The 17,691-nt window shown below is 51.9% G+C and carries 15 protein-coding genes; 5 read left to right on the top strand and 10 right to left on the bottom strand.

The genetic code is table 11. The annotated features are described in order from the left end of the window. Positions 1 to 188: 188 nt before the first annotated feature. The gene (locus ACAW87_RS08505; protein ID WP_370722947.1) at positions 189 to 2,597 is read right to left on the bottom strand and encodes an ABC transporter permease; all 2,409 of its coding nucleotides are present in this window, start codon (positions 2,595 to 2,597) and stop codon (positions 189 to 191) included. Between the two features lie 322 nt (positions 2,598 to 2,919). Continuing rightward, positions 2,920 to 3,318: a winged helix-turn-helix transcriptional regulator gene (locus tag ACAW87_RS08500; protein WP_370722946.1), complete on the bottom strand. Its 399-nt coding sequence runs from the start codon at positions 3,316 to 3,318 to the stop codon at positions 2,920 to 2,922. 154 nt (positions 3,319 to 3,472) lie between these two features. Here ACAW87_RS08500 and ACAW87_RS08495 point away from each other — a divergent pair, with 154 nt between their 5' ends. Further along, the gene (locus ACAW87_RS08495) at positions 3,473 to 3,841 is read left to right on the top strand and encodes a DoxX family protein (RefSeq protein WP_370722945.1); all 369 of its coding nucleotides are present in this window, start codon (positions 3,473 to 3,475) and stop codon (positions 3,839 to 3,841) included. A 73-nt stretch (positions 3,842 to 3,914) separates the two neighbouring features. Here ACAW87_RS08495 and ACAW87_RS08490 read toward each other — a convergent pair whose 3' ends face one another. The 5 genes from ACAW87_RS08490 to ACAW87_RS08470 all read right to left on the bottom strand — a co-directional run bounded on the left by ACAW87_RS08490 (position 3,915) and on the right by ACAW87_RS08470 (position 10,710). Continuing rightward, positions 3,915 to 5,336 (bottom strand): M56 family metallopeptidase, encoded by a 1,422-nt coding sequence (locus ACAW87_RS08490; protein ID WP_370722944.1) that lies wholly within the window; start codon positions 5,334 to 5,336, stop codon positions 3,915 to 3,917. Between the two features lie 13 nt (positions 5,337 to 5,349). Continuing rightward, positions 5,350 to 6,813: a M56 family metallopeptidase gene (locus ACAW87_RS08485; RefSeq protein ID WP_370722943.1), complete on the bottom strand. Its 1,464-nt coding sequence runs from the start codon at positions 6,811 to 6,813 to the stop codon at positions 5,350 to 5,352. Continuing rightward, positions 6,810 to 7,181 (bottom strand): BlaI/MecI/CopY family transcriptional regulator, encoded by a 372-nt coding sequence (locus ACAW87_RS08480; protein WP_370722942.1) that lies wholly within the window; start codon positions 7,179 to 7,181, stop codon positions 6,810 to 6,812. The genes ACAW87_RS08485 and ACAW87_RS08480 overlap by 4 nt, the downstream gene beginning before the upstream one ends. Positions 7,182 to 7,538: 357 nt before the next feature. Further along, positions 7,539 to 9,911 carry an ABC transporter permease gene (locus ACAW87_RS08475; protein ID WP_370722941.1) on the bottom strand — a complete coding sequence of 791 codons (2,373 nt, stop codon included), beginning with the start codon at positions 9,909 to 9,911 and terminating at the stop codon, positions 7,539 to 7,541. Between the two features lie 121 nt (positions 9,912 to 10,032). Beyond that, positions 10,033 to 10,710: an ABC transporter ATP-binding protein gene (locus ACAW87_RS08470; protein WP_370722940.1), complete on the bottom strand. Its 678-nt coding sequence runs from the start codon at positions 10,708 to 10,710 to the stop codon at positions 10,033 to 10,035. 89 nt (positions 10,711 to 10,799) lie between these two features. Between ACAW87_RS08470 and ACAW87_RS08465 the strand changes: the two genes are divergently transcribed. Continuing rightward, positions 10,800 to 11,162: a four helix bundle protein gene (locus ACAW87_RS08465; protein WP_370722939.1), complete on the top strand. Its 363-nt coding sequence runs from the start codon at positions 10,800 to 10,802 to the stop codon at positions 11,160 to 11,162. Positions 11,163 to 11,308: 146 nt separating this feature from the next. On the opposite strand, the gene ACAW87_RS08460 is transcribed toward ACAW87_RS08465, so the two are convergent. Both ACAW87_RS08460 and ACAW87_RS08455 read right to left on the bottom strand, forming a co-directional pair. After that, the gene (locus tag ACAW87_RS08460) at positions 11,309 to 12,556 is read right to left on the bottom strand and encodes an efflux RND transporter periplasmic adaptor subunit (RefSeq protein ID WP_370722938.1); all 1,248 of its coding nucleotides are present in this window, start codon (positions 12,554 to 12,556) and stop codon (positions 11,309 to 11,311) included. Between the two features lie 325 nt (positions 12,557 to 12,881). Further along, a complete protein-coding gene (locus ACAW87_RS08455) occupies positions 12,882 to 13,964 on the bottom strand; it encodes a complex I subunit 1/NuoH family protein (protein WP_370723409.1) in 1,083 nt (360 codons plus the stop codon). 309 nt (positions 13,965 to 14,273) lie between these two features. On the opposite strand from ACAW87_RS08455, the gene ACAW87_RS08450 reads away from it, so the two are divergent. The 3 genes from ACAW87_RS08450 to ACAW87_RS08440 are packed head-to-tail and all read left to right on the top strand — an operon-like array spanning position 14,274 to position 17,448. Further along, positions 14,274 to 15,392 carry a DUF262 domain-containing protein gene (locus tag ACAW87_RS08450; RefSeq protein ID WP_370722937.1) on the top strand — a complete coding sequence of 373 codons (1,119 nt, stop codon included), beginning with the start codon at positions 14,274 to 14,276 and terminating at the stop codon, positions 15,390 to 15,392. Continuing rightward, positions 15,389 to 16,480, top strand: a complete 1,092-nt coding sequence (locus tag ACAW87_RS08445; protein WP_370722936.1) for an AAA family ATPase — start codon at positions 15,389 to 15,391, stop codon at positions 16,478 to 16,480. Before ACAW87_RS08450 ends, ACAW87_RS08445 begins: the two co-directional genes overlap by 4 nt. A gap of 2 nt (positions 16,481 to 16,482) precedes the next feature. Continuing rightward, a complete protein-coding gene (locus ACAW87_RS08440) occupies positions 16,483 to 17,448 on the top strand; it encodes a hypothetical protein (RefSeq protein WP_370722935.1) in 966 nt (321 codons plus the stop codon). A gap of 1 nt (position 17,449) precedes the next feature. Here ACAW87_RS08440 and ACAW87_RS08435 read toward each other — a convergent pair whose 3' ends face one another. Continuing rightward, positions 17,450 to 17,680, bottom strand: a complete 231-nt coding sequence (locus ACAW87_RS08435; RefSeq protein ID WP_370722934.1) for a hypothetical protein — start codon at positions 17,678 to 17,680, stop codon at positions 17,450 to 17,452. Between the last annotated feature and the right edge of the window lie 11 nt (positions 17,681 to 17,691).

Genomic DNA, 17,691 nt, shown 5'->3' with positions numbered 1-17,691 from the left:
GGTTATATTTAACGTAAGTGATGTGCACTAGGCTGCGCTTTTGTCATCCCGACGACAGGAGGGATCGTGGCGTTCCTTCTGATAGCGCTTGGCACCTTTAACTGGAACGCCAAGATCCCTCCTGCCGTCGGGATGACAAAAGCGCCATCGGCAAATCCAACATCCGAAATCCCCAACCCAAAATCGTGTTACTCGCTCCGTAAGCTCGTTACGGGATTCATCAGGGCGGCTTTCACCACTTGCAGGCTGATTATGATGGCCGTTACGAGGGCCAGCCCCGCCCCTACCAGCACAAACGGCGACAAGGTGACCGGCATATGATAGGCATAATCGGCCAGCCAGTTTGAGACCAGCCAATAGGTCAGCGGCCAGGCAATGAGGTTGGCCAGTACCATTGTCCAGGCGTATTCGCGCAGAAACAGGCCAATAATACCGGGTACCGACGCCCCCAGCACTTTCCGGATACCCACCTCTTTGGTGCGGCGCGCCACACTCAGTGACACCAGCCCTACCACGCCCAACAGCACGATCAGCAAGGCTAATCCGGTGGCCACGTAGGCGGCTTTTTCCAGTTGCAATTCGGTCTTGTACAGATTCTGAAGCGTTTCGTCCATGAAGGCGTAGTTGAACGGTGCATCAGGAAACAGGTCACGCCAGGTCTGTTCCAGACCGGCAATGGCTTGACGTGGATTACCGGGGGCCAGCCGGAACGAGAAGAACCGGTAAATGCTGGCAACGCGTACCTGCCCAATCGCCATTGGCTGAATGGCCTTGTGCATCGTACCCACATGGAAATCGCGCACCACGCCCCGAATGCGGTAGGTACGTGGAATACCCTGAAAACGAATCAGTTTCTCTATGGCCTCTTCGGGCGTTTTGTACCCCAGCGCTTTGCAGGCTGACTCGTTGATGATCAGACTCGTTGAATCATAACTCCCCTGTTCGGCATGAAAAAATCGGCCACTTTGCACCCCGATCTGGTAGGTCTGGGCAAACTGTTCGTCGGTAGTCATCACACTCATATTCACCGCCTGCGTTGAGTCCTGGCCCTGCCGATAAACCTGTGCAGCATTGCCAACATTACCGTTGGGTATCTCGTACGACAAACTAGCCGACTGCACACCCGGCAGCCGGGCAAACCGATCGCGGGCGGCTTCCATCCGGTTCACCCCCTCGGGCGACCAGGTACGTGGCAACGACGAAACGGTTAGCACCGCTTCTTTTTTAAAGCCCAGATCACTACTGAAGAACCAGGCGATCTGTCGCGAAACGAGTACCGCACCCACAAACACCGATACGGCAATGGCGAACTGCACTGTGACCAGACCACGCCTGAACCACTGCCCCTCCCGCACCGAACGGGCTTTTCCTTTCAACGAATCGACGGACGAATAAGCCGACAAATACAGCGCCGGGTACGTTCCCGCCAATCCACCCACAACCAGAATCAGCACGAGCAACACCCAGCCGTAGGTTATCAACAGTTGGCCCAATGACGGGAGCGGTTTCCCGACAACATCGCTAAACACCGGTTGAAACAGGGCGTACAAGCCAATCGAGAGCCCCGTTGCCAATGCGGTGAGCGTGATGGCTTCGATTAGAAATTGAGCTGTCAACTGCCGACGGAGGCCACCCAACACTTTCCGAACACCAATCTCGCGCAGTCGCGTGGCCGACGTACCTAATGATAGGTTCACGAAGTTGACCACGGCCATGAGCAGAATAAACAGCCCCACGGCAGCCAGCGTAGTCATCAGTTTGCGGATCAGACCGTTGTTGCTTTGCAGGTAATAGTCGGGCAATGGCGTGACGTAGGCGGTCAGGCTTTTCTGCACATCGGGCGGCGTATTTTTCGCAAGTAGCTGTTTCAGTGGCTTTTCCAGTGCCTGTGGGGTCACGCCCGGTTGCAATTCCACATAGGTAACGATGTACGGATTTTGCCAGGAGAATACACCGTTCCCAAAGAAATTGACGCCACTCATCGACATAAACACCTCGTTGTTTTCGCTCAGCAAATGTGAGACAGAGTTGTCGAGCAAAGGTTTTAGCACCCCCGTTACCAGAAACGGCTGCTTGCCGCCAAGTGGTGTTTCAATGATCAGCGATTGGTTGAGTACGTCGGTTTTTCCGAAGAGCTTTTGGGCTTTGTCGGCGGTAATTACAACCGAATTGGGGCCGGTCAGCGCGGTGCGTGGATCGCCGTGAAGCATCGGAAAGTCAAACATGGTCAGCATGGTCGAATCGCCAATCTGGATCGACTCCCGGAAGTGATTTTCGCCCTTCGAGATGGTGGCGCTGACGCCGTAGAACCGGTAATAGTTGGCCACCAGCGTAGGATATTCTGTTTTCAGGGCCGGGCCAACCGGAGCGAACGAGGTGATGTCCATGCCCCGGTTTTCTTCCGTCCACTGGCTCTGTACCAGGCACTGCTGATTGGCATTACGGAGGGATCTGTTCACCTGGTACTCACCCCAGCAATACGCGCCGATAAGCAAGGCAAACGTGATGCCTACGGCCAGCCCGACCATGTTGAGTAGTGAATAGAAGGTACGGCGAAGCAGGTTTCGCCAGGCAATGGTAATGTAATTCTGAAGCATTGGGTACGTACCTGAGTTGAGCCTCCAAGGTACGTATCGATCTAACCGACAGCCCGTTAATAATTGTTAAGCCGCGTTAGTGGTCATTAGGCTGCGCCGTCATTAAGTGGTCATTTGCCTCGCGTCATTAGGCTGCGCCGTCATTAGGTTGTCATTGATGGTCATTGATAGTCACTTGCCTGTGACGAGTGACTATCAATGACCATCAATGACCATCAATGACGGCGCAGCCTAATGACCATCAATGACTACCAATGACAACCTAATGACGGCGCAGCCTAATGACGCGAAGCAAATGACCACTTAATGACAGCGCAGCGTATTACACCGTCTTATGCTGACCAATGATTCGCTCGCGGTGTTGGATGCCCCAGTTGCGCAGGGCCTGGATAACCGGGTTTAGCGTCTGACTATACTCGGTCAGTTCGTATTCGATGGCGACAGGCGTAGTGGTATACACATGTCGCGTTACGAACTCATTCAGTTCGAGCTCTTTCAACTCTTTGCTGAGCACTTTCGCCGTGATGCCGGTCACAACCCGTTGCAACTCCCGGAATCGCTTCGGACTTCCGGTTAACGCAATGATGATGGGTAGTTTCCATTTTCCGTTCAGCACGTACAGGGCATCCTGAACGCCTTGCAGGTTCTGGTTGCATTCGGTCGCTGAGTGGACAAACTTATCGCCGGTAAGGGAAATGGGGCCTTGACTAACTGTGCTCATCGATTAAAGGTACTTTTCAGGATGGAGTTGACCATGCGGTATCCTGAAAGATACTGGTATCCTTTGGTATACTGCTAACAAAAGGATAGCAGGTTTAGGTACGTTTGTCCTGTTCAATCACTGTAGCTCAAGGCTGCACAAAACCTAACTAATCATGAGTCCGAAAGTGTATCGTATCGTCACCATCATCTTCACCGTGCTGGCTGCTGGCATGGCCATTATGAGTGGTATTTTCAAATTTACCCAGTCGCCCGAAGTTATGGAAACGCTTGGCAAAGTAGGCGTTGAGAAGCAGGTGTTGTTTCTGGGAGCCATGGAAGTTGGCTTTGCGCTGCTCTTCATTTATCCCAAAACAATGAAACTAGGCTTCATTTTACTGTCGTGCTATTTCGCCGGGGCCATCGCAACAGAGATGTCGCACGGGATGCCGTTAAATGCGGTAACCCCCATCGTCCTCATCTGGATCGCCACGTTCCTCCGCGACAAAACAGCGTTCCTTTCGGAGAAGACAACGATTGCGTAGGGCAACGACGAAACCTATAAGGTCTTCGGAGACCTTATAGGTTTCGTCGTTGCTTGCCGGCGCGACCAATACACTACTTACCCATTCTGGCCTGCCGCCTTTCCATTTGTTCCTGTGTTAATAAAAGCAGCGTTGGCTTGGCTTGCAATTCCATCGCATGGGCCTTTGCTGCACTGTCAGTGAGCAAGTCTACCTGATAATGAAAAAGATCGGGCTGGTGGTCATTCCTGTAAAGGCGTCTGATGTTGTACGTCACAATATCGCTGGCTTGCAGGGTTGTGTGATCGAAATGACGTACCCGTTTCCCATCGACCCAAACACTGTATTGTCTGGCATTTTTTAGCGCTTCGAACTCCTCTTCGCTGAATACAGACGGTAATCTGCCTTCCAGATAAATCACACGTGTTTTTTGTTCGGGCGTAAGGTCTTTAAACATTATTTTCCGCTCAATGTCTGTTTCGCCAGTGGCAGTACGATTCACCACCACTTCGCCAAACCGGCTTTCGATTTCTGCTGCGCTAAGCAATGGACGCGGCGAAGGAGGCGTGGTTTCCGATTTCAGAGGGAAGATTGGTGGCTGAGCAGGAGCGGCTCCCGTTAGTGCAACGGTTAGTACAAGAAAGAACAAGGCCGTGCTGGAAGCGGTAAGCCAGGTACGTGCGGTTGAGGTGTGCTTGGTCATCATGAGCAGGCGCTGTTTGGTCGTGTTAAAGGTTAAAGAACTTGCCAGTGAAGGAGTTAGCAATGAGGTCGTCAGCTTACTCAGTAGCAGTTGCTGGTAGGCGGGTACGTTCAGGTACGTGTGGTTCACGGCTTCGTCGGCCAGGCATTCGTGGTTGCACTGCATGGCTCCTTTCAGCCAGAACAACAGCGGGTTGAACCAACTAAAACACAGCACGATTTCCACCAGCAGCACATCCAGCGAATGCCGCTGCCGTATGTGAGCCAGTTCATGCTCGAACAACTCAGCCTCGATCTCGCCCCGGTCGTAAGCGTCAGCCGAGACGAAGAGGTAATGCAGAAACGTATAGGGTAGCGCGTTAACGGGTAACTTCACCAGCGTGGCCCCGTAGTAGGACTCGGTCGGATTGACCCATGTTTTGCGAAACAACACGAACAGATTCCGGGCAAATCGCGCCAGCATCAGGGCAGTCACCGCACCGTACACCCATAGCCAATACGGCGCAGGTACGTCCGGCTCAGGTACGTTGCTGGCAGGCACGTTACCGCGTACCACCAATGGCACGATGTCAGCCGTCTTATAGTCAACGTTATCGCTGGATAGCCGTTTGTCGATAAGCTGTACCGAAGGCTGAAACACCAGCCAGCCAGCGGGCAGTGAAATAGAAACCAATGGGCCTGCCAATGAGAGCAGCAACGTACCCAGCAGATACGCCCGCTTGAGTTGGTGCATCGGCTCATTTTCCAGACAAAGCCGATACACACCAAGTAGCACTAGTAAGCTCAGGCTCGATTCGAGTAGGTACGTTATCATGCTCAGTTGTAGTTTACTTACCCATCCTGGCCTGCCGCCTTTCCCGCATCTCCTTAGTCGTCAACACTAGCAAAGGATGCTCCCTCCGTTCTTGTAGCGTTTGTTGATAACCCGCTTCCGTATACAATTCCAGTTGGTACAGATACCCCTCCGGCTGCCGGGCATTTTTATGTACGAAACTGTGCCAGTACGTGACAATATCTGTGCGCTTATACTTCGAGAATGGATTATCCCGACGGCGTTTCGAGTCAATCCATACACCATACTGCTTTGGGTTCTTAAAAGCGGCCCATTGTGCTTCAGTTGGCGTCTTCCTCGAATCGGGGGCGATGTAAACCACCTGAGCTTTCTCTTCTTGCGTAAGGTCTTTAAACAGCATCTCCTTCCGTTTCGTACGCTTATCACTCCATCCCATCGTAACTGGTTTATTGCCGAATCGCTTTTCCATTTCAGCAACAGTAAGGTTTTCTTCAAGGAGCTGTTTTTCAGTTAATGGCAGCTGATCAGACGCCTTCTCAAGAGCAGGTGCGCCGGGCTTTTGCTGAGCGGGAGCGGTTCCCGTTAATGCAACGGTCAGAACAAGAAAGAGTAAGGCCGTGCTGGAAGCAGTAAGCCAGGTGCGTGCGGTTGAGGTTTGTTTGGTCATCATGAGCAGGCGTTGTTTGGTTGTGTTAAAAGTCAGGGCACTCGTCAGCGAGAGCGAAGGCGAGGCGGTTGTTAGCTTGTTCAGCAGCAGTTGTTGGTAGGCGGGTACGTTCAGGTACGTGTGGTTCACTGCTTCGTCGGCCAGGCATTCGTGGTTGCACTGCATGGCTCCTTTCAGCCAGAACAACAGCGGGTTGAACCAACTAAAACACAGCACGATTTCCACCAACAGCACATCCAGCGAATGCCGCTGCCGTATGTGAGCCAGTTCATGCTCGAACAACTCAGCCTCGATCTCGCCCCGGTCGTAGGCGTCAGCCGAGACGAAGAGGTAATGCAGAAACGTATAGGGTAGCGCGTTAACGGGTAACTTCACCAGCGTGGCCCCGTAGTAGGACTCGGTCGGATTGACCCATGTTTTGCGAAACAACACGAACAGATTCCGGGCGAAGCGCGCCAGCATCAGGGCAGTCACCGCACCGTACACCAATAGCCAATATGGCACAGGTACGTTCGGTTCAGGTACGTTCACCGCTGGAGCTATTTTGTCTAGCACTGTCCCTAATCGGGCCGCGTCGCTTCTGTAAGATGCCTCTTTGATACCAGATAACTGTTTATCAATGAGTTGTTCCGACGTAAAAAACGACAACCAAGTAGCGGACAGTGGAACAGAGACCAACGGCCCTACCAATGAAAGCAGCAACGTACCCAGCAAATAGATGCGCTTGAGCCGGTGCATCGGCTCATTTTCCAGACAGAACCTGTACACGCCGAGCAGCACCAGCAAGCTCAAACTTGATTCGACTAACCATTCGAGTGGGTACGTTGTCATGACTTCTTCCGGTCTATCTGATCGTCGATGATCTTCCTGAGTTCCGCTAATTCATCAGCTGAGAGGTTAGTTTCGGTTGTAAAAAACGAGGCGAATTGCGCGGCCGAGTTGTTGAAGAAGTTCTTGATCAGGCCGTTGACGTGCTTGGCGAAATAAATCTGACTGCTCACCAGTGGGTAATACTCGCGCGAGTTGCCACGCTCCCGGTAGCCAACGAATCCTTTGTCGGTCATGCGTTTGAGCAACGTAGCCACGGTAGTCGAAGCGGGTTTAGGATCATCGTAGGCGTCGATAAGATCCTTCATGTAGGCCTGACCACGGCTCCACAAGTGTTGCATCAGCGTTTCCTCGGCAGGTGATAGCTTCATTCTATATCTGTAGTTTTGACTCTACAAATGTAGAATAAAAAATCAAACGCGCAACTGTACTGAAAATAAACCTATAGGCGGTCCGCCGTTGCGGGTCTCGAATACCTTATAGGTTTGGTAGTCGGTTTACTCCCAGGCTGGCGCGAGCATGTGCTCGTGCCTTTCATGACGCAAGCCGGAACGCCGGACCGATCCGCTTGCACAGCGCGAAAGCGCAATACGGTAGTGAGAAAACATTGCTCGCTCTTCGGTATTGCCCTGTCGGGCTGCAAGCGGATCGGTCCGGCGTTCCGGCTTGCGATATAAAAGACACAAGCATCTGCTCACGCCAGCTTTCGGCATGTAAAGCGTTAGCCGTTACTCGCTTCGGAGGCTTTCTACGGGATTCATCAGGGCGGCTTTGATGCTTTGGAAGCTCACCGTCAGCAGGGCAATACCAACGGCCAGCAGACCCGCCAACGCGACCATCCACCATTGGAGATCGATGCGGTAAATGAAGCCCTGTAGCCAACTGCTCATCGCCCACCAGGCAATGGGAGCGGCCAGCAAAATACCTACGGCCACCAGCGCCAGGAAGTCTTTACTCAGCAACCCAATCAGGCTGGGCACACTGGCTCCCAGCACTTTGCGCACACCTATTTCCTTGGTGCGCTGTTCGGCAGTATAAGCGGCCAAACCGAACAGGCCGAGGCAGCAGATGACGATAGCCACACCAGCGAAGAAGATGAACAGGTTGCCCGTGCGCTGCTCGTCACGGTATAATCGGTTATAATTTTCGTCGAGAAACGCATATTCAAAGGGGTATTGCGGGTACAGTTTTTTCCAGAGACGTTCTGCGGCGGCGATGGCCTGCGTTGTGTTCTGGCCACTGGTGCGTACATACACGGTGCCGTTCCAGTTGGGCATACTCATCAGCACGGTGGGCGCTACCTTATTGCGCGCCGACTCGAACACGAAGTCTTTCACCACACCAATAATCCGGCAGTCGGTGCCGTGGAAGTTGAACCGTTTGCCAATTGGATTGGTGATTCCCGCCTCCCGAATAGCGGTTTCGTTGAGAACCAGATTGGTCGAATCTGCGGGGGTGCCGGTAAAGTTTTGGCCTTCAACCAGTTTCATACCCATGTCGGAAATAAAATTGGCGCTCACACTCATCTGGTTCACCATGAAGGTGCGGCCCGGCGTTTTACCATCCCATTCGGTATCGCTGGTCGAGCCCATCCCGGTGGTCAGTTCAACGGTGGCCGTGGCAATGCTTTTGATGCTGCTTTCGCCCGCCAGTTCGCGCTTGAACTGCGCGCTTTTGGCATCAGCATAGAAGGTAAAGATGTGGTCTTTATTGAAACCCAGATCGCGCTCGCGCATGAACCGGAGCTGGCTACCAATCACCAGCGTACTGATGATAAGGCCCGTTGCCAGGGCAAACTGCGTGACCACCAGCACCTGCCGTAACCTCGCCTGACCACCCGCAGCCCCCCGGCCGCGCAATGATTTCAGCGGGTCGAACCGGGCAATGACCAGCGCGGGATACACGCCCGCCAGCAACAGCGTCACCAGCAACGTACCCAGCATGAGAACCCACACCTGCGGATCCAGCAGCGACAGCCCGTTGACCTTACCCGTTATGTCGCGATAGAACGGAATCAGTACTTGAATTAGCACAATGGCAAGCAATAGCGACAACCCCAGTGTGAGTAATGATTCGGTGAGTAACTGCCCCATCAGTTGGCCCGTTTCGGCACCGACTACTTTACGAACGCCCACCTCCCGCGCCCGGCGAGTGGCCCGCGCTGTAGTCAGGTTCACGTAGTTGATACAGCCGATGCTCAGCAAAAAGAGCGCAATCAGGCCCATCATTTTCACCTGCTGCATACCCGGATTGGTGCCGTCGGGTTCGTAGAGGTGAATGGTTGGCAGCGGCTGCAACCGGTAATCGCCCAGTTCGCCAACGCCATCCCGTTTGCGGGCTACCGACTGAATAGTGGTCAGCGTTTTGGCAATCGTGGCGGGATCGACGCCGGGAGCCAGTTTTACGTAGGTCGAGAACGAGAAATTGCCCCAGTCATCGTCCATGCGTTTCCATTGGCCGTTGCCGCCAAACAGCCGTTTCCGCAACGACATCGGAAAGATCAGTTTCTTCTGGAATGTGCTATGATCGGGCAGATTAGCCAGCACCGCACCCACCGTAAACACCCGGTTCGAGTCGATCACGGTAAGGGTTTTACCTACGGCGTTTGTGGTTCCAAAATATTTCTCGGCAATTTCTTCCGTCAGCACCACCGAGTTAGGCGTTGGAAACGGCTGCTTCGCCTGACCATAACGTACCTGAAAACCGCCCAGCACATCCAGGAAATTCTCGTCGGCATAAACCAGATCTTCCGACTTCTCGGAAAAGGTCTTTCCGTCGACCAGAAACATCTTGAAATCGTAGAGGCCCGCTACACGGGTGGCGGCTTCAATGCCAGGTACGTCGGTGCGGGCCGCCACACCGATGGGAGCCGGTGCCGACCGCCAGAACTGCTCATCAGCCCCGGTGCCATGCCGCGAGTTGACCCGGTAAATCCGGTTGGCCTCGGGGTGAAATTTATCGTAGCGTAGTTCGTCGTTCACCCACCAGAGCAGGAGGACACTCACGGCCAGCACCACGGCCAGCCCGCCTACGTTAAGTACTGAATACCAGCCCCCTGCTTTCAGATTTCGCCAGGCCAGCGTGAGTGTGTTGGAGAACATATGGGAAGGGGGAAGAAAGGGAGGAGGGGGAAGAAGGGGAGAAAAGGGAGAACCGGAGCGATCAGGCGAAGACCCCTTTCTCCCCTTCTTCCCCCTCCTCCCTTTCCTCCGTTTTCTAACTTCAGACGCGGATGTTCTCGGTCACTACTTTTCCGTCGAACAGGTTTACGGTGCGGTGGGCAAAACCGGCGTCGTAGGGTGAGTGAGTTACCATGATAATCGTGGTGCCTTCGTCGTTCAGTTCACCCAGCAGTTTCATCACTTCTTCGCCGTTTTTCGAGTCGAGGTTACCCGTCGGTTCATCGGCCAGAATCAGCTTGGGTTTGGCCACTACCGCGCGGGCAATGGCGGTACGTTGCTGCTGACCACCCGATAGTTGCTGTGGGAAGTGGTTGCGCCGGTGCATGATGTTCATGCGGTTCAGGGCTTCCTCTACGCGGGTTTTACGCTCGTCAGGCGGTGTTTTCAAGTACAGCAGAGGCAGTTCCACGTTTTCGTATACCGTCAGCTCGTCGATCAGGTTGAAGCTCTGGAACACGAAGCCGATACTGCCTTTGCGTAGCTGGGCACGCTGCCGTTCGGTCATCCGGGCCACTTCGGTTCCGTAGAAATTATACTCGCCGTCGCTAGGATTATCCAGCAGGCCGAGGATGTTGAGCAGCGTGGATTTACCGCAACCCGACGGTCCCATGATGGCTACGAACTCACCGTCTTTCACCTCCATATTGATCCCGTTCAGGGCGGTGGTTTCGACCTCTTCCGTAGCGAAGAGTTTTTGTAGATTGATGGTTTGGATCATAAATAAGGGGAGAAAAGGAGTAAAGGGACGAGGGGGACGAAAGGGATTTTTGGTAGTTTTAGCCCTACCCACCTGAACTCCTGAAATCTATGGCAAAAGTTGAAAAGTTTGAAGACTTGCTTGTGTGGCAAAAAGGCTTATGTCAGGCAATTGATTTATATAAATTATTAGCAAACTCGACTGATTTTGGCCTTCGTGACCAGATGCGTCGTTCGGCGGTTTCTGTGCCGTCAAACGTGGCGGAAGGCTTTGAACGACATACGAATAAAGAATTTATCCGGTATCTACGCATTGCAAAAGGGTCGAACGGTGAGTTAAGAACTCAGATTCACATTGCTGTTGGAGTCGGTATTTTAGAGCAAGAAATGGGAGATGAACTTCTTTCCAAAAGTCGCATCATATCGTCTATGCTTCAAAATCTCATCAAAACTCGTGAAGAAAAGTTTACTTGAGGGAGGGAACAGGGGCAGTAGAGGGAGGAAGGGGACGAAAGGGAACTTACGCATGAGTATCTGATCACAAGCCTTGATTTTATCCCCCCTCTTCCCTCTCCTGCCTTTCGTCCCTCTACTCCCCCTCCTCCCTTTCCTCCCTCTAATCAAAATTCTAAAACTTCATTGTCGCCGAAATTCTCGTAACTCGACGTAATTACCTGCTCGCCGGGTTGCAGGCCTTCGAGCACTTCGTAGAACTCAGGGTTTTTACGGCCCAGCGTGATGTTGCGTTTCGTAGCGCGCTTGCCCGAGTTATCCAGCACATACACCCAGTTACCGCCTGTATCGGAGAAGAACCCGCCCACTGGCAGTAGCGTAGCCTTCGCCGCTTTGCCCAGTTCCAACCGGATTGGCGACGACTGACCGCGTTTAATGCCTGTCGGCGCGCCCTTCGGAAAAATCATATCGACCTCGAACCGGCCATTCCGCACTTCTGGATACACCCGGCTGATGCTCAGCGGAAACTCCTGACCGTTGAACTCGAATGAGCCATTGAGGCCCGCAAATACCCGGCTGATGTAATGTTCATCTACACCAACCCGCATCTTGAACCCGTTCAGGTCATCGATCTGACCAATGTTCTGCCCCCGGTTAATGTTGCTACCTACCTCCACATCGATGCTCGACAGTTGGCCTGACACCGGGGCTTTCACCACCAGATTGCTCAACGTTTCCTGCCAGAGCGCCACGTTACGCTGGGTACGTGCCAGCGTACCTTCCAATTGCTTAATCTGTAGTTTTGAGTTCTCTTCCTGGTATTTCTGCGATTCGGCTTCAATCTCGCGCTGTTTCGCCAGCCGGTCATAGGCGCGTTTCGCTTTCAGATAGTCTTCTTCCGACACAACCTTGTCTTTAAACAGTTTGGCCTGCCGGTCGTAGGTGTCTTTCGCCTGATCGAGTTGCGCATCGAGGTCGGCCAGGTTTTTACGGAGGGCGAACCGTTCTACGCGCAGCCGTTGGCGGGTGTTTTGCAGGTCGTTTACCAGCCGGTTCGCTTCTGTCTCTGATTGCAGAAAGCTCAGTTTCAGGCTCTGGTTTTCCAGTTTCAGCAGTACCTGCCCCTTTTCTACCTGTCCACCACCCTCAACTAGTTTTTGAGTCACGTACCCGCCTTCAATGGCGTCGAGACGGATCGTTTTCAGAGGCTGAACAACGCCCGTGACCACGATAAATTCTTCGAATGGCCCAACCGATACGGGCGAAACGGTGATCTTTTCCCGTTCGACATTCAGTTTCGAGCGTTTGTCGGCGAAGAAGGAAACGTAGGCGATAAGGCCAACGATCAGAATCCCCCCAGCCGACAGAATGAGGCGTTGTTGGGTCCAGAAGCGTTTAGGTAAGGCGCGATCCATGAGTCAATTCGGTTAAGTACTTGGCGACGGTCCGGCAACCGTCAAACTATCAATTGGCTATCCTAAGCCAATTGACGTGCCAAAGTACATGAAACACTGATAGTCAACCCATTCAGACGTTTTTACTCCCCATTCCTGTCCGGTATCGGACAAGCATCGTCCAGATGTGGACGGGGGCTTTTTGAGTTCAACGTTTAATGTCCAATGTTTGAAGTGCTTTGCTGTTAGACTTTAGACATTGGATATTCAGGTGTGACAAAGCGACCGCCAGTCTTATGGCTACAATTGAACGTTAGACCTTAGACATTGAACACTTAAACACCATTTAAACCATCAATAGCCGCCAGATGGCTGAGATCAGGAACAAGGCTAGGCTGATGGGGGTCAGCACTTTCCAACAGAGGTACATCATCTGGTCGATACGGATACGGGGCAAGGTCCAACGTACCCACATCTGAAGCAGCACGGCTAGCAGGGCTTTACTGATGAGCCAGAACGCGCCGGTGATGTTGCCCCAGGCGGTGCCGGGTTCGCCGCTTGTCCAATCGGCAAGGCGAACGGGACCGACGTTTGGCAGGGGTGTGTTCCAACTGCCGAGAAAGAGAATAGCCCCAAGAAACGACACCAGCAGCATCATGGCGTATTCGGACAGGAACAGCAACGCCCAGCGCATGCCCGAGTATTCGGTTTGGAAACCCGACACGATTTCCGACTCCCCTTCGGGCAAGTCGAACGGCGCGCGGTTCGACTCGGCTAGGGTGCAGATAAAGAAAATAACGTAGGCGACCAGCAGGAACGGGTTGCGCAGGATATTCCACGAAAAAATGCCTCCCCAGTCGGTCACGTCGATACCCAGCGCCCGAATTCCAAATAAGTAATTGGTCTGGACGGTGTAGATACCCTGCTGAAAGCTAAGCTCCTGCAAGTTCAGCGTCTGCCCGATCATAACGGCGCAGAGGATGGTGAGTCCTAGCGGAATTTCGTACGAAACGATCTGCGCCACTGACCGAATCGCGCCAAACAGCGCGTATTTGTTGTTCGATGCCCAGCCCGCCATTAGAATACCGACCACCTCAAACGACAACACCGCCATGAGGTAAAATACGCCCACCGCCGCGCCGGAGCCCTGCAAATCGGGTGTGAGGGGCAACACGGCATAGGCCGCAAACACCGACGCGAAGATGATAGCAGGAGCCAACAGAAACAGCCGCCGGTCGGCCGCACGGGGCACAATATCCTCTTTCTGAAGTAGTTTCAGCAAATCGGCAAAAAGTTGGAGCAAGCCCCATTTGCCCACTTCCATCGGCCCAAGCCGGTCCTGGATAAAGGCCGACACTTTCCGTTCGGAATACACGCCCACCACCACAAAACCGGTAGCAAGCAGAAGGCAGATAGGTAGAGCGAGCAGCAAAGCGCAGGTACGTTAATTGACTGGCAAAGGTAGGGTTTGAGAGCATGCTTATATTTATTAGCATGGTACTAATAAATATAAGCATGCTCTCAACATTACTCAGTAAACTACCTTTATGGTTTAGCCATTGATTACGCGCTTCCATGACTATTGCTGCTGCCAACACTAAGTTTTTCACCAATCAGGACGAGAATACGCTCCTAAGCAAGATCGAGCGAGTCTTTTCTTATTGTTTCGCCTGCTCTATTTAGTTCTACAAATTTCAGGAACAGAGATAGCTATTTCACATAATCTGTTACTCCGACGATGCAACCGCTCTATACAGAAGATCCCGAACACGTTGAACCTACGGACGAATCGACCGTAGAGGACGATATAAAAGAGCCGTTCGACCCTAAGGACATAAACATTACGGTTGAACCCAAAACGATGGACAACCTTATTCAGAGGTTGAAACACAAAGAAATTGACCTAGATCCTGATTTTCAACGCAAAGGAAATTTATGGTCAACGGATGTGCAAAGCCGCCTGATCGAGTCGCTTATGCTACGTTTTCCGTTACCAGCTTTCTACTTCGACGCTGAAAGTGAAGATAATTGGCTGGTCGTTGACGGACTGCAACGGCTTTGGACACTGAAGAATTTTGTGGTTGACAAAAGCGAGAAACGTCTACGACTTCGCGGTCTAGAAATTTTGAAGCAGTACGACGGTATGACTTTTGATGAGTTACCCCGGCCTATGCAACGCCGAATCATGGAAACGCAAGTGACAGCCTACATCATCAAACCAGGTACGCCCCGCCCTGTAAAATACAATGTGTTCCGGCGCATTAACACGGGTGGCCTGATGCTGAACCCTATGGAAATTCGCCATGCGTTAAACCAAGGGCCAGCCGCAGAGTTTGTGAAGTCTGTGTCGGAAAGTGACATCTTCAACGAGTTTATTAGTGCCTCTGATAAACGGATGGCTGACCGGGAGTTAGTGCTCAGGTACGTTGCTTTTCGGCTAACGCCCTACTCTCTGTTCGAAAAACCGATGAGCTCGTTTTTAGACAAGAACATGGAAAAACTCGGTAAGATGACTGATGAGGACCGTGAAAAGTTATCAGATGGGCTGACAAAGGCACTAAAGACTAGCCGCTCTTGGTTTGGAAAGCACCAGTTTAGCAGATCTTTTGGCCACAAACATACCCGATTGTTGCTTAACGGGGCATTATTCGAGGTCTGGACATCGCAGATTGCTCAACTTACCGACGCACAGATAGCCAAAGTCAGCCAACAACTTGACTTTTTTCAAACTGACTACGAAAACCTGTTCGCATCTGAGACATTTGACAATGCTGTGACCCGTGCTACCTCTGATTACAATGCTGTACAGGCGCGGTTTGGAGCCATTGAAAGCCTGCTAAAAAAATACAGCCAATGATCACCCGCCTGACCATCGAAAACTTTAAGGCGTTTGAATACGCTGAATTAAATCTCACCGAACTGAACCTGCTAACTGGCGTAAATGGCGTAGGAAAGTCGAGCGTTATCCAGGCCTTGTTACTGTTGCGGCAGTCAAAAATCATGGATGGCCTGTCACTGAATGGAGATTTAATTAATATCGGTTTAGGCCGTGATGCCTTACATGCACAGGCTTCCGAAACAACCCTTTATTTCAATCTCTTGTTCGATGACGGCTCCTTAATTGAACGTAGATATGACTATATTCAAGACGCTGACTTTTTACCAGTGCGTTTGAAAAATCACCTACCAGGCGCACTATCCAAACCTTTATTTCGAGAAGGCAATTTCCAATACTTAAACGCCGAACGAAAATCACCAAGCGTCATTTTTCCTGCCTCGAATTATCAGGTACAACAGCTTCGGTCGGTAGGTAAGTACGGCGAGTACGCCGTACATTTCCTGGCTCATTACCAATTCGAGAAAGTCAAACTTCCATCAGCACAAATCGTAGAAACAAACACTTTAATCACTCAGGTAGATGCTTGGTTCGGTCGTATTTCGGCAGGTACGCGCTTAACTGCCATTAACCGCTCTGACCTAAACCTAGCAACGCTGACCTACCGTTTCATAACAGGCGAGAACGTAACGCCCGATTTCACGCCTGTCAACGTTGGGTTTGGCTTCACCTACGTGTTGCCCATCATTGTGGCCGTACTAGCCGCTCGTCCCGGCGATTTGCTGCTCATCGAAAACCCCGAATCGCACCTTCACCCACAGGGGCAGGCGCAACTAGGTACGTTGCTCGCCTGTGCCGCCGCCGATGGCGTTCAGATCATCGTTGAAACGCACAGCGATCACCTGCTCAATGGCATTCGGGTTGCGGTGAAAGAAAAGCAGATTAAACCCGAACAGGTATCAGTCTATTATTTCGAGCGCGACCCCAACGCCGAAGAGCATGTTACCGAAATTGTACAGCCAACCATCGACATTAACGGACGGCTTAGCCAGCAACCCCGTGGTTTCTTCGATGAATACTCTAATCAGTTAGACCGCCTGCTGCACTAGCGATGGAATGTATTTTCAATGAACTATCGGCAAACCCAGTCAGTACAGTTGCAGAAGCCTACGAAGTGATGACGCACTTTGTTCGGTCGGTAGGCGCGGTTCAGCAGTTTGGTCTACGCCAGGTACGTATTCCTGAAGAGATAGGCCATAACTTATTCTCGTTACCCCTTGCCCCAGACTATGCAGTAGGCGCGTGGCTGAACGACGAACGGGTTAACCGTGACCTGAAAGATCGTTTTCGGCTCATTGTAGCAAATCCACCTTTGTTGACTCACGAAGAAGTTGAGGCATTAACCCTGTTCGAGCAGTCGGTGTTTTGTTTAGTTAAACCGGCAGGTACTCCAGAAGCAAAAGGGTTTGGCGCGGCTTACTTACGTAACAATCTGCTATTAAGCCTACTCACGCACAGCCAATGGAACACACAACAAGTTCAGGCTTGGTATTGGTATTTAGATGAGACCGGTCAGGAGCAGACCGCGCAAGTGAACGTCAGGCATTTTGCTACTACAAATCATCTTGAGCAACATATCGGCTGGATTCAACAGCAACAGGAAGAGGGATTGCAGCGAAGTGGGGAAGTTTGGGAGAAGCGGGCTGAGTTTTTTCCACATTTGGTCCTATGCGGTGATGTGCAAAAACAGTTGAAGAAAGTAGGAATATCGAGCCATCTGGCACAGATTATTGATCGATTAAGAGCGTTAGATACGTTTGCTTCGGGGTGGCAAACGGGCTCATTCAATGTAGACCAACTGAATGCTGAAACTAATCTTCGTGCGTCTGGAGAGAGCGATTCAACCATGAGCCGTTTTGGCGCTGAACGACGCTTCAAATTACCAGATGGACGACGAGAGGTGTTTGAAAAGCACGTTAAAACCGGAGACCTACGTTTCCACTTTTACACAGATGACCGGGAGCGGAAAGTGTACGTAGGTTACATTGGGCCGCATCTTTCAACAGTTACTGGCTAGTTTAGATATAGCTGTCCCCATTTTCCTTCAGACATTCGCCGATGGCAGCTTCAGCTAGTTCAAGGGCTTTTTGAACGTCACGAATATCAGGAGGCGACATATAGATAGTGCCGCCTTCGTCGTGGCACATGACTAATGAGGCTGAGTATCCCATCACATCATAGCCAATCTCTACTCTCCCGCCAAGTTCAACCCAACGGTGCAGATTCGGAAATAAGTCGGCGAATGTCATCAGCAGAGCAA

Source organism: Fibrella aquatica (genome assembly GCF_041321135.1).
Classification (GTDB): Bacteria; Bacteroidota; Bacteroidia; order Cytophagales; family Spirosomataceae; genus Fibrella; species Fibrella aquatica.
This window is presented reverse-complemented; position numbering and strand designations above follow the sequence as displayed.

Coding starts and splice junctions, on each gene's coding strand:
- ACAW87_RS08505 (WP_370722947.1), bottom strand. CDS start 2,597: ATGCTTCAGAATTACATTACCATTGCCTGGCGAAACCTGCTTCGCCGT.
- ACAW87_RS08500 (WP_370722946.1), bottom strand. CDS start 3,318: ATGAGCACAGTTAGTCAAGGCCCCATTTCCCTTACCGGCGATAAGTTT.
- ACAW87_RS08495 (WP_370722945.1), top strand. CDS start 3,473: ATGAGTCCGAAAGTGTATCGTATCGTCACCATCATCTTCACCGTGCTG.
- ACAW87_RS08490 (WP_370722944.1), bottom strand. CDS start 5,336: ATGATAACGTACCTACTCGAATCGAGCCTGAGCTTACTAGTGCTACTT.
- ACAW87_RS08485 (WP_370722943.1), bottom strand. CDS start 6,813: ATGACAACGTACCCACTCGAATGGTTAGTCGAATCAAGTTTGAGCTTG.
- ACAW87_RS08480 (WP_370722942.1), bottom strand. CDS start 7,181: ATGAAGCTATCACCTGCCGAGGAAACGCTGATGCAACACTTGTGGAGC.
- ACAW87_RS08475 (WP_370722941.1), bottom strand. CDS start 9,911: ATGTTCTCCAACACACTCACGCTGGCCTGGCGAAATCTGAAAGCAGGG.
- ACAW87_RS08470 (WP_370722940.1), bottom strand. CDS start 10,710: ATGATCCAAACCATCAATCTACAAAAACTCTTCGCTACGGAAGAGGTC.
- ACAW87_RS08465 (WP_370722939.1), top strand. CDS start 10,800: ATGGCAAAAGTTGAAAAGTTTGAAGACTTGCTTGTGTGGCAAAAAGGC.
- ACAW87_RS08460 (WP_370722938.1), bottom strand. CDS start 12,556: ATGGATCGCGCCTTACCTAAACGCTTCTGGACCCAACAACGCCTCATT.
- ACAW87_RS08450 (WP_370722937.1), top strand. CDS start 14,274: ATGCAACCGCTCTATACAGAAGATCCCGAACACGTTGAACCTACGGAC.
- ACAW87_RS08445 (WP_370722936.1), top strand. CDS start 15,389: ATGATCACCCGCCTGACCATCGAAAACTTTAAGGCGTTTGAATACGCT.
- ACAW87_RS08440 (WP_370722935.1), top strand. CDS start 16,483: ATGGAATGTATTTTCAATGAACTATCGGCAAACCCAGTCAGTACAGTT.
- ACAW87_RS08435 (WP_370722934.1), bottom strand. CDS start 17,680: ATGACATTCGCCGACTTATTTCCGAATCTGCACCGTTGGGTTGAACTT.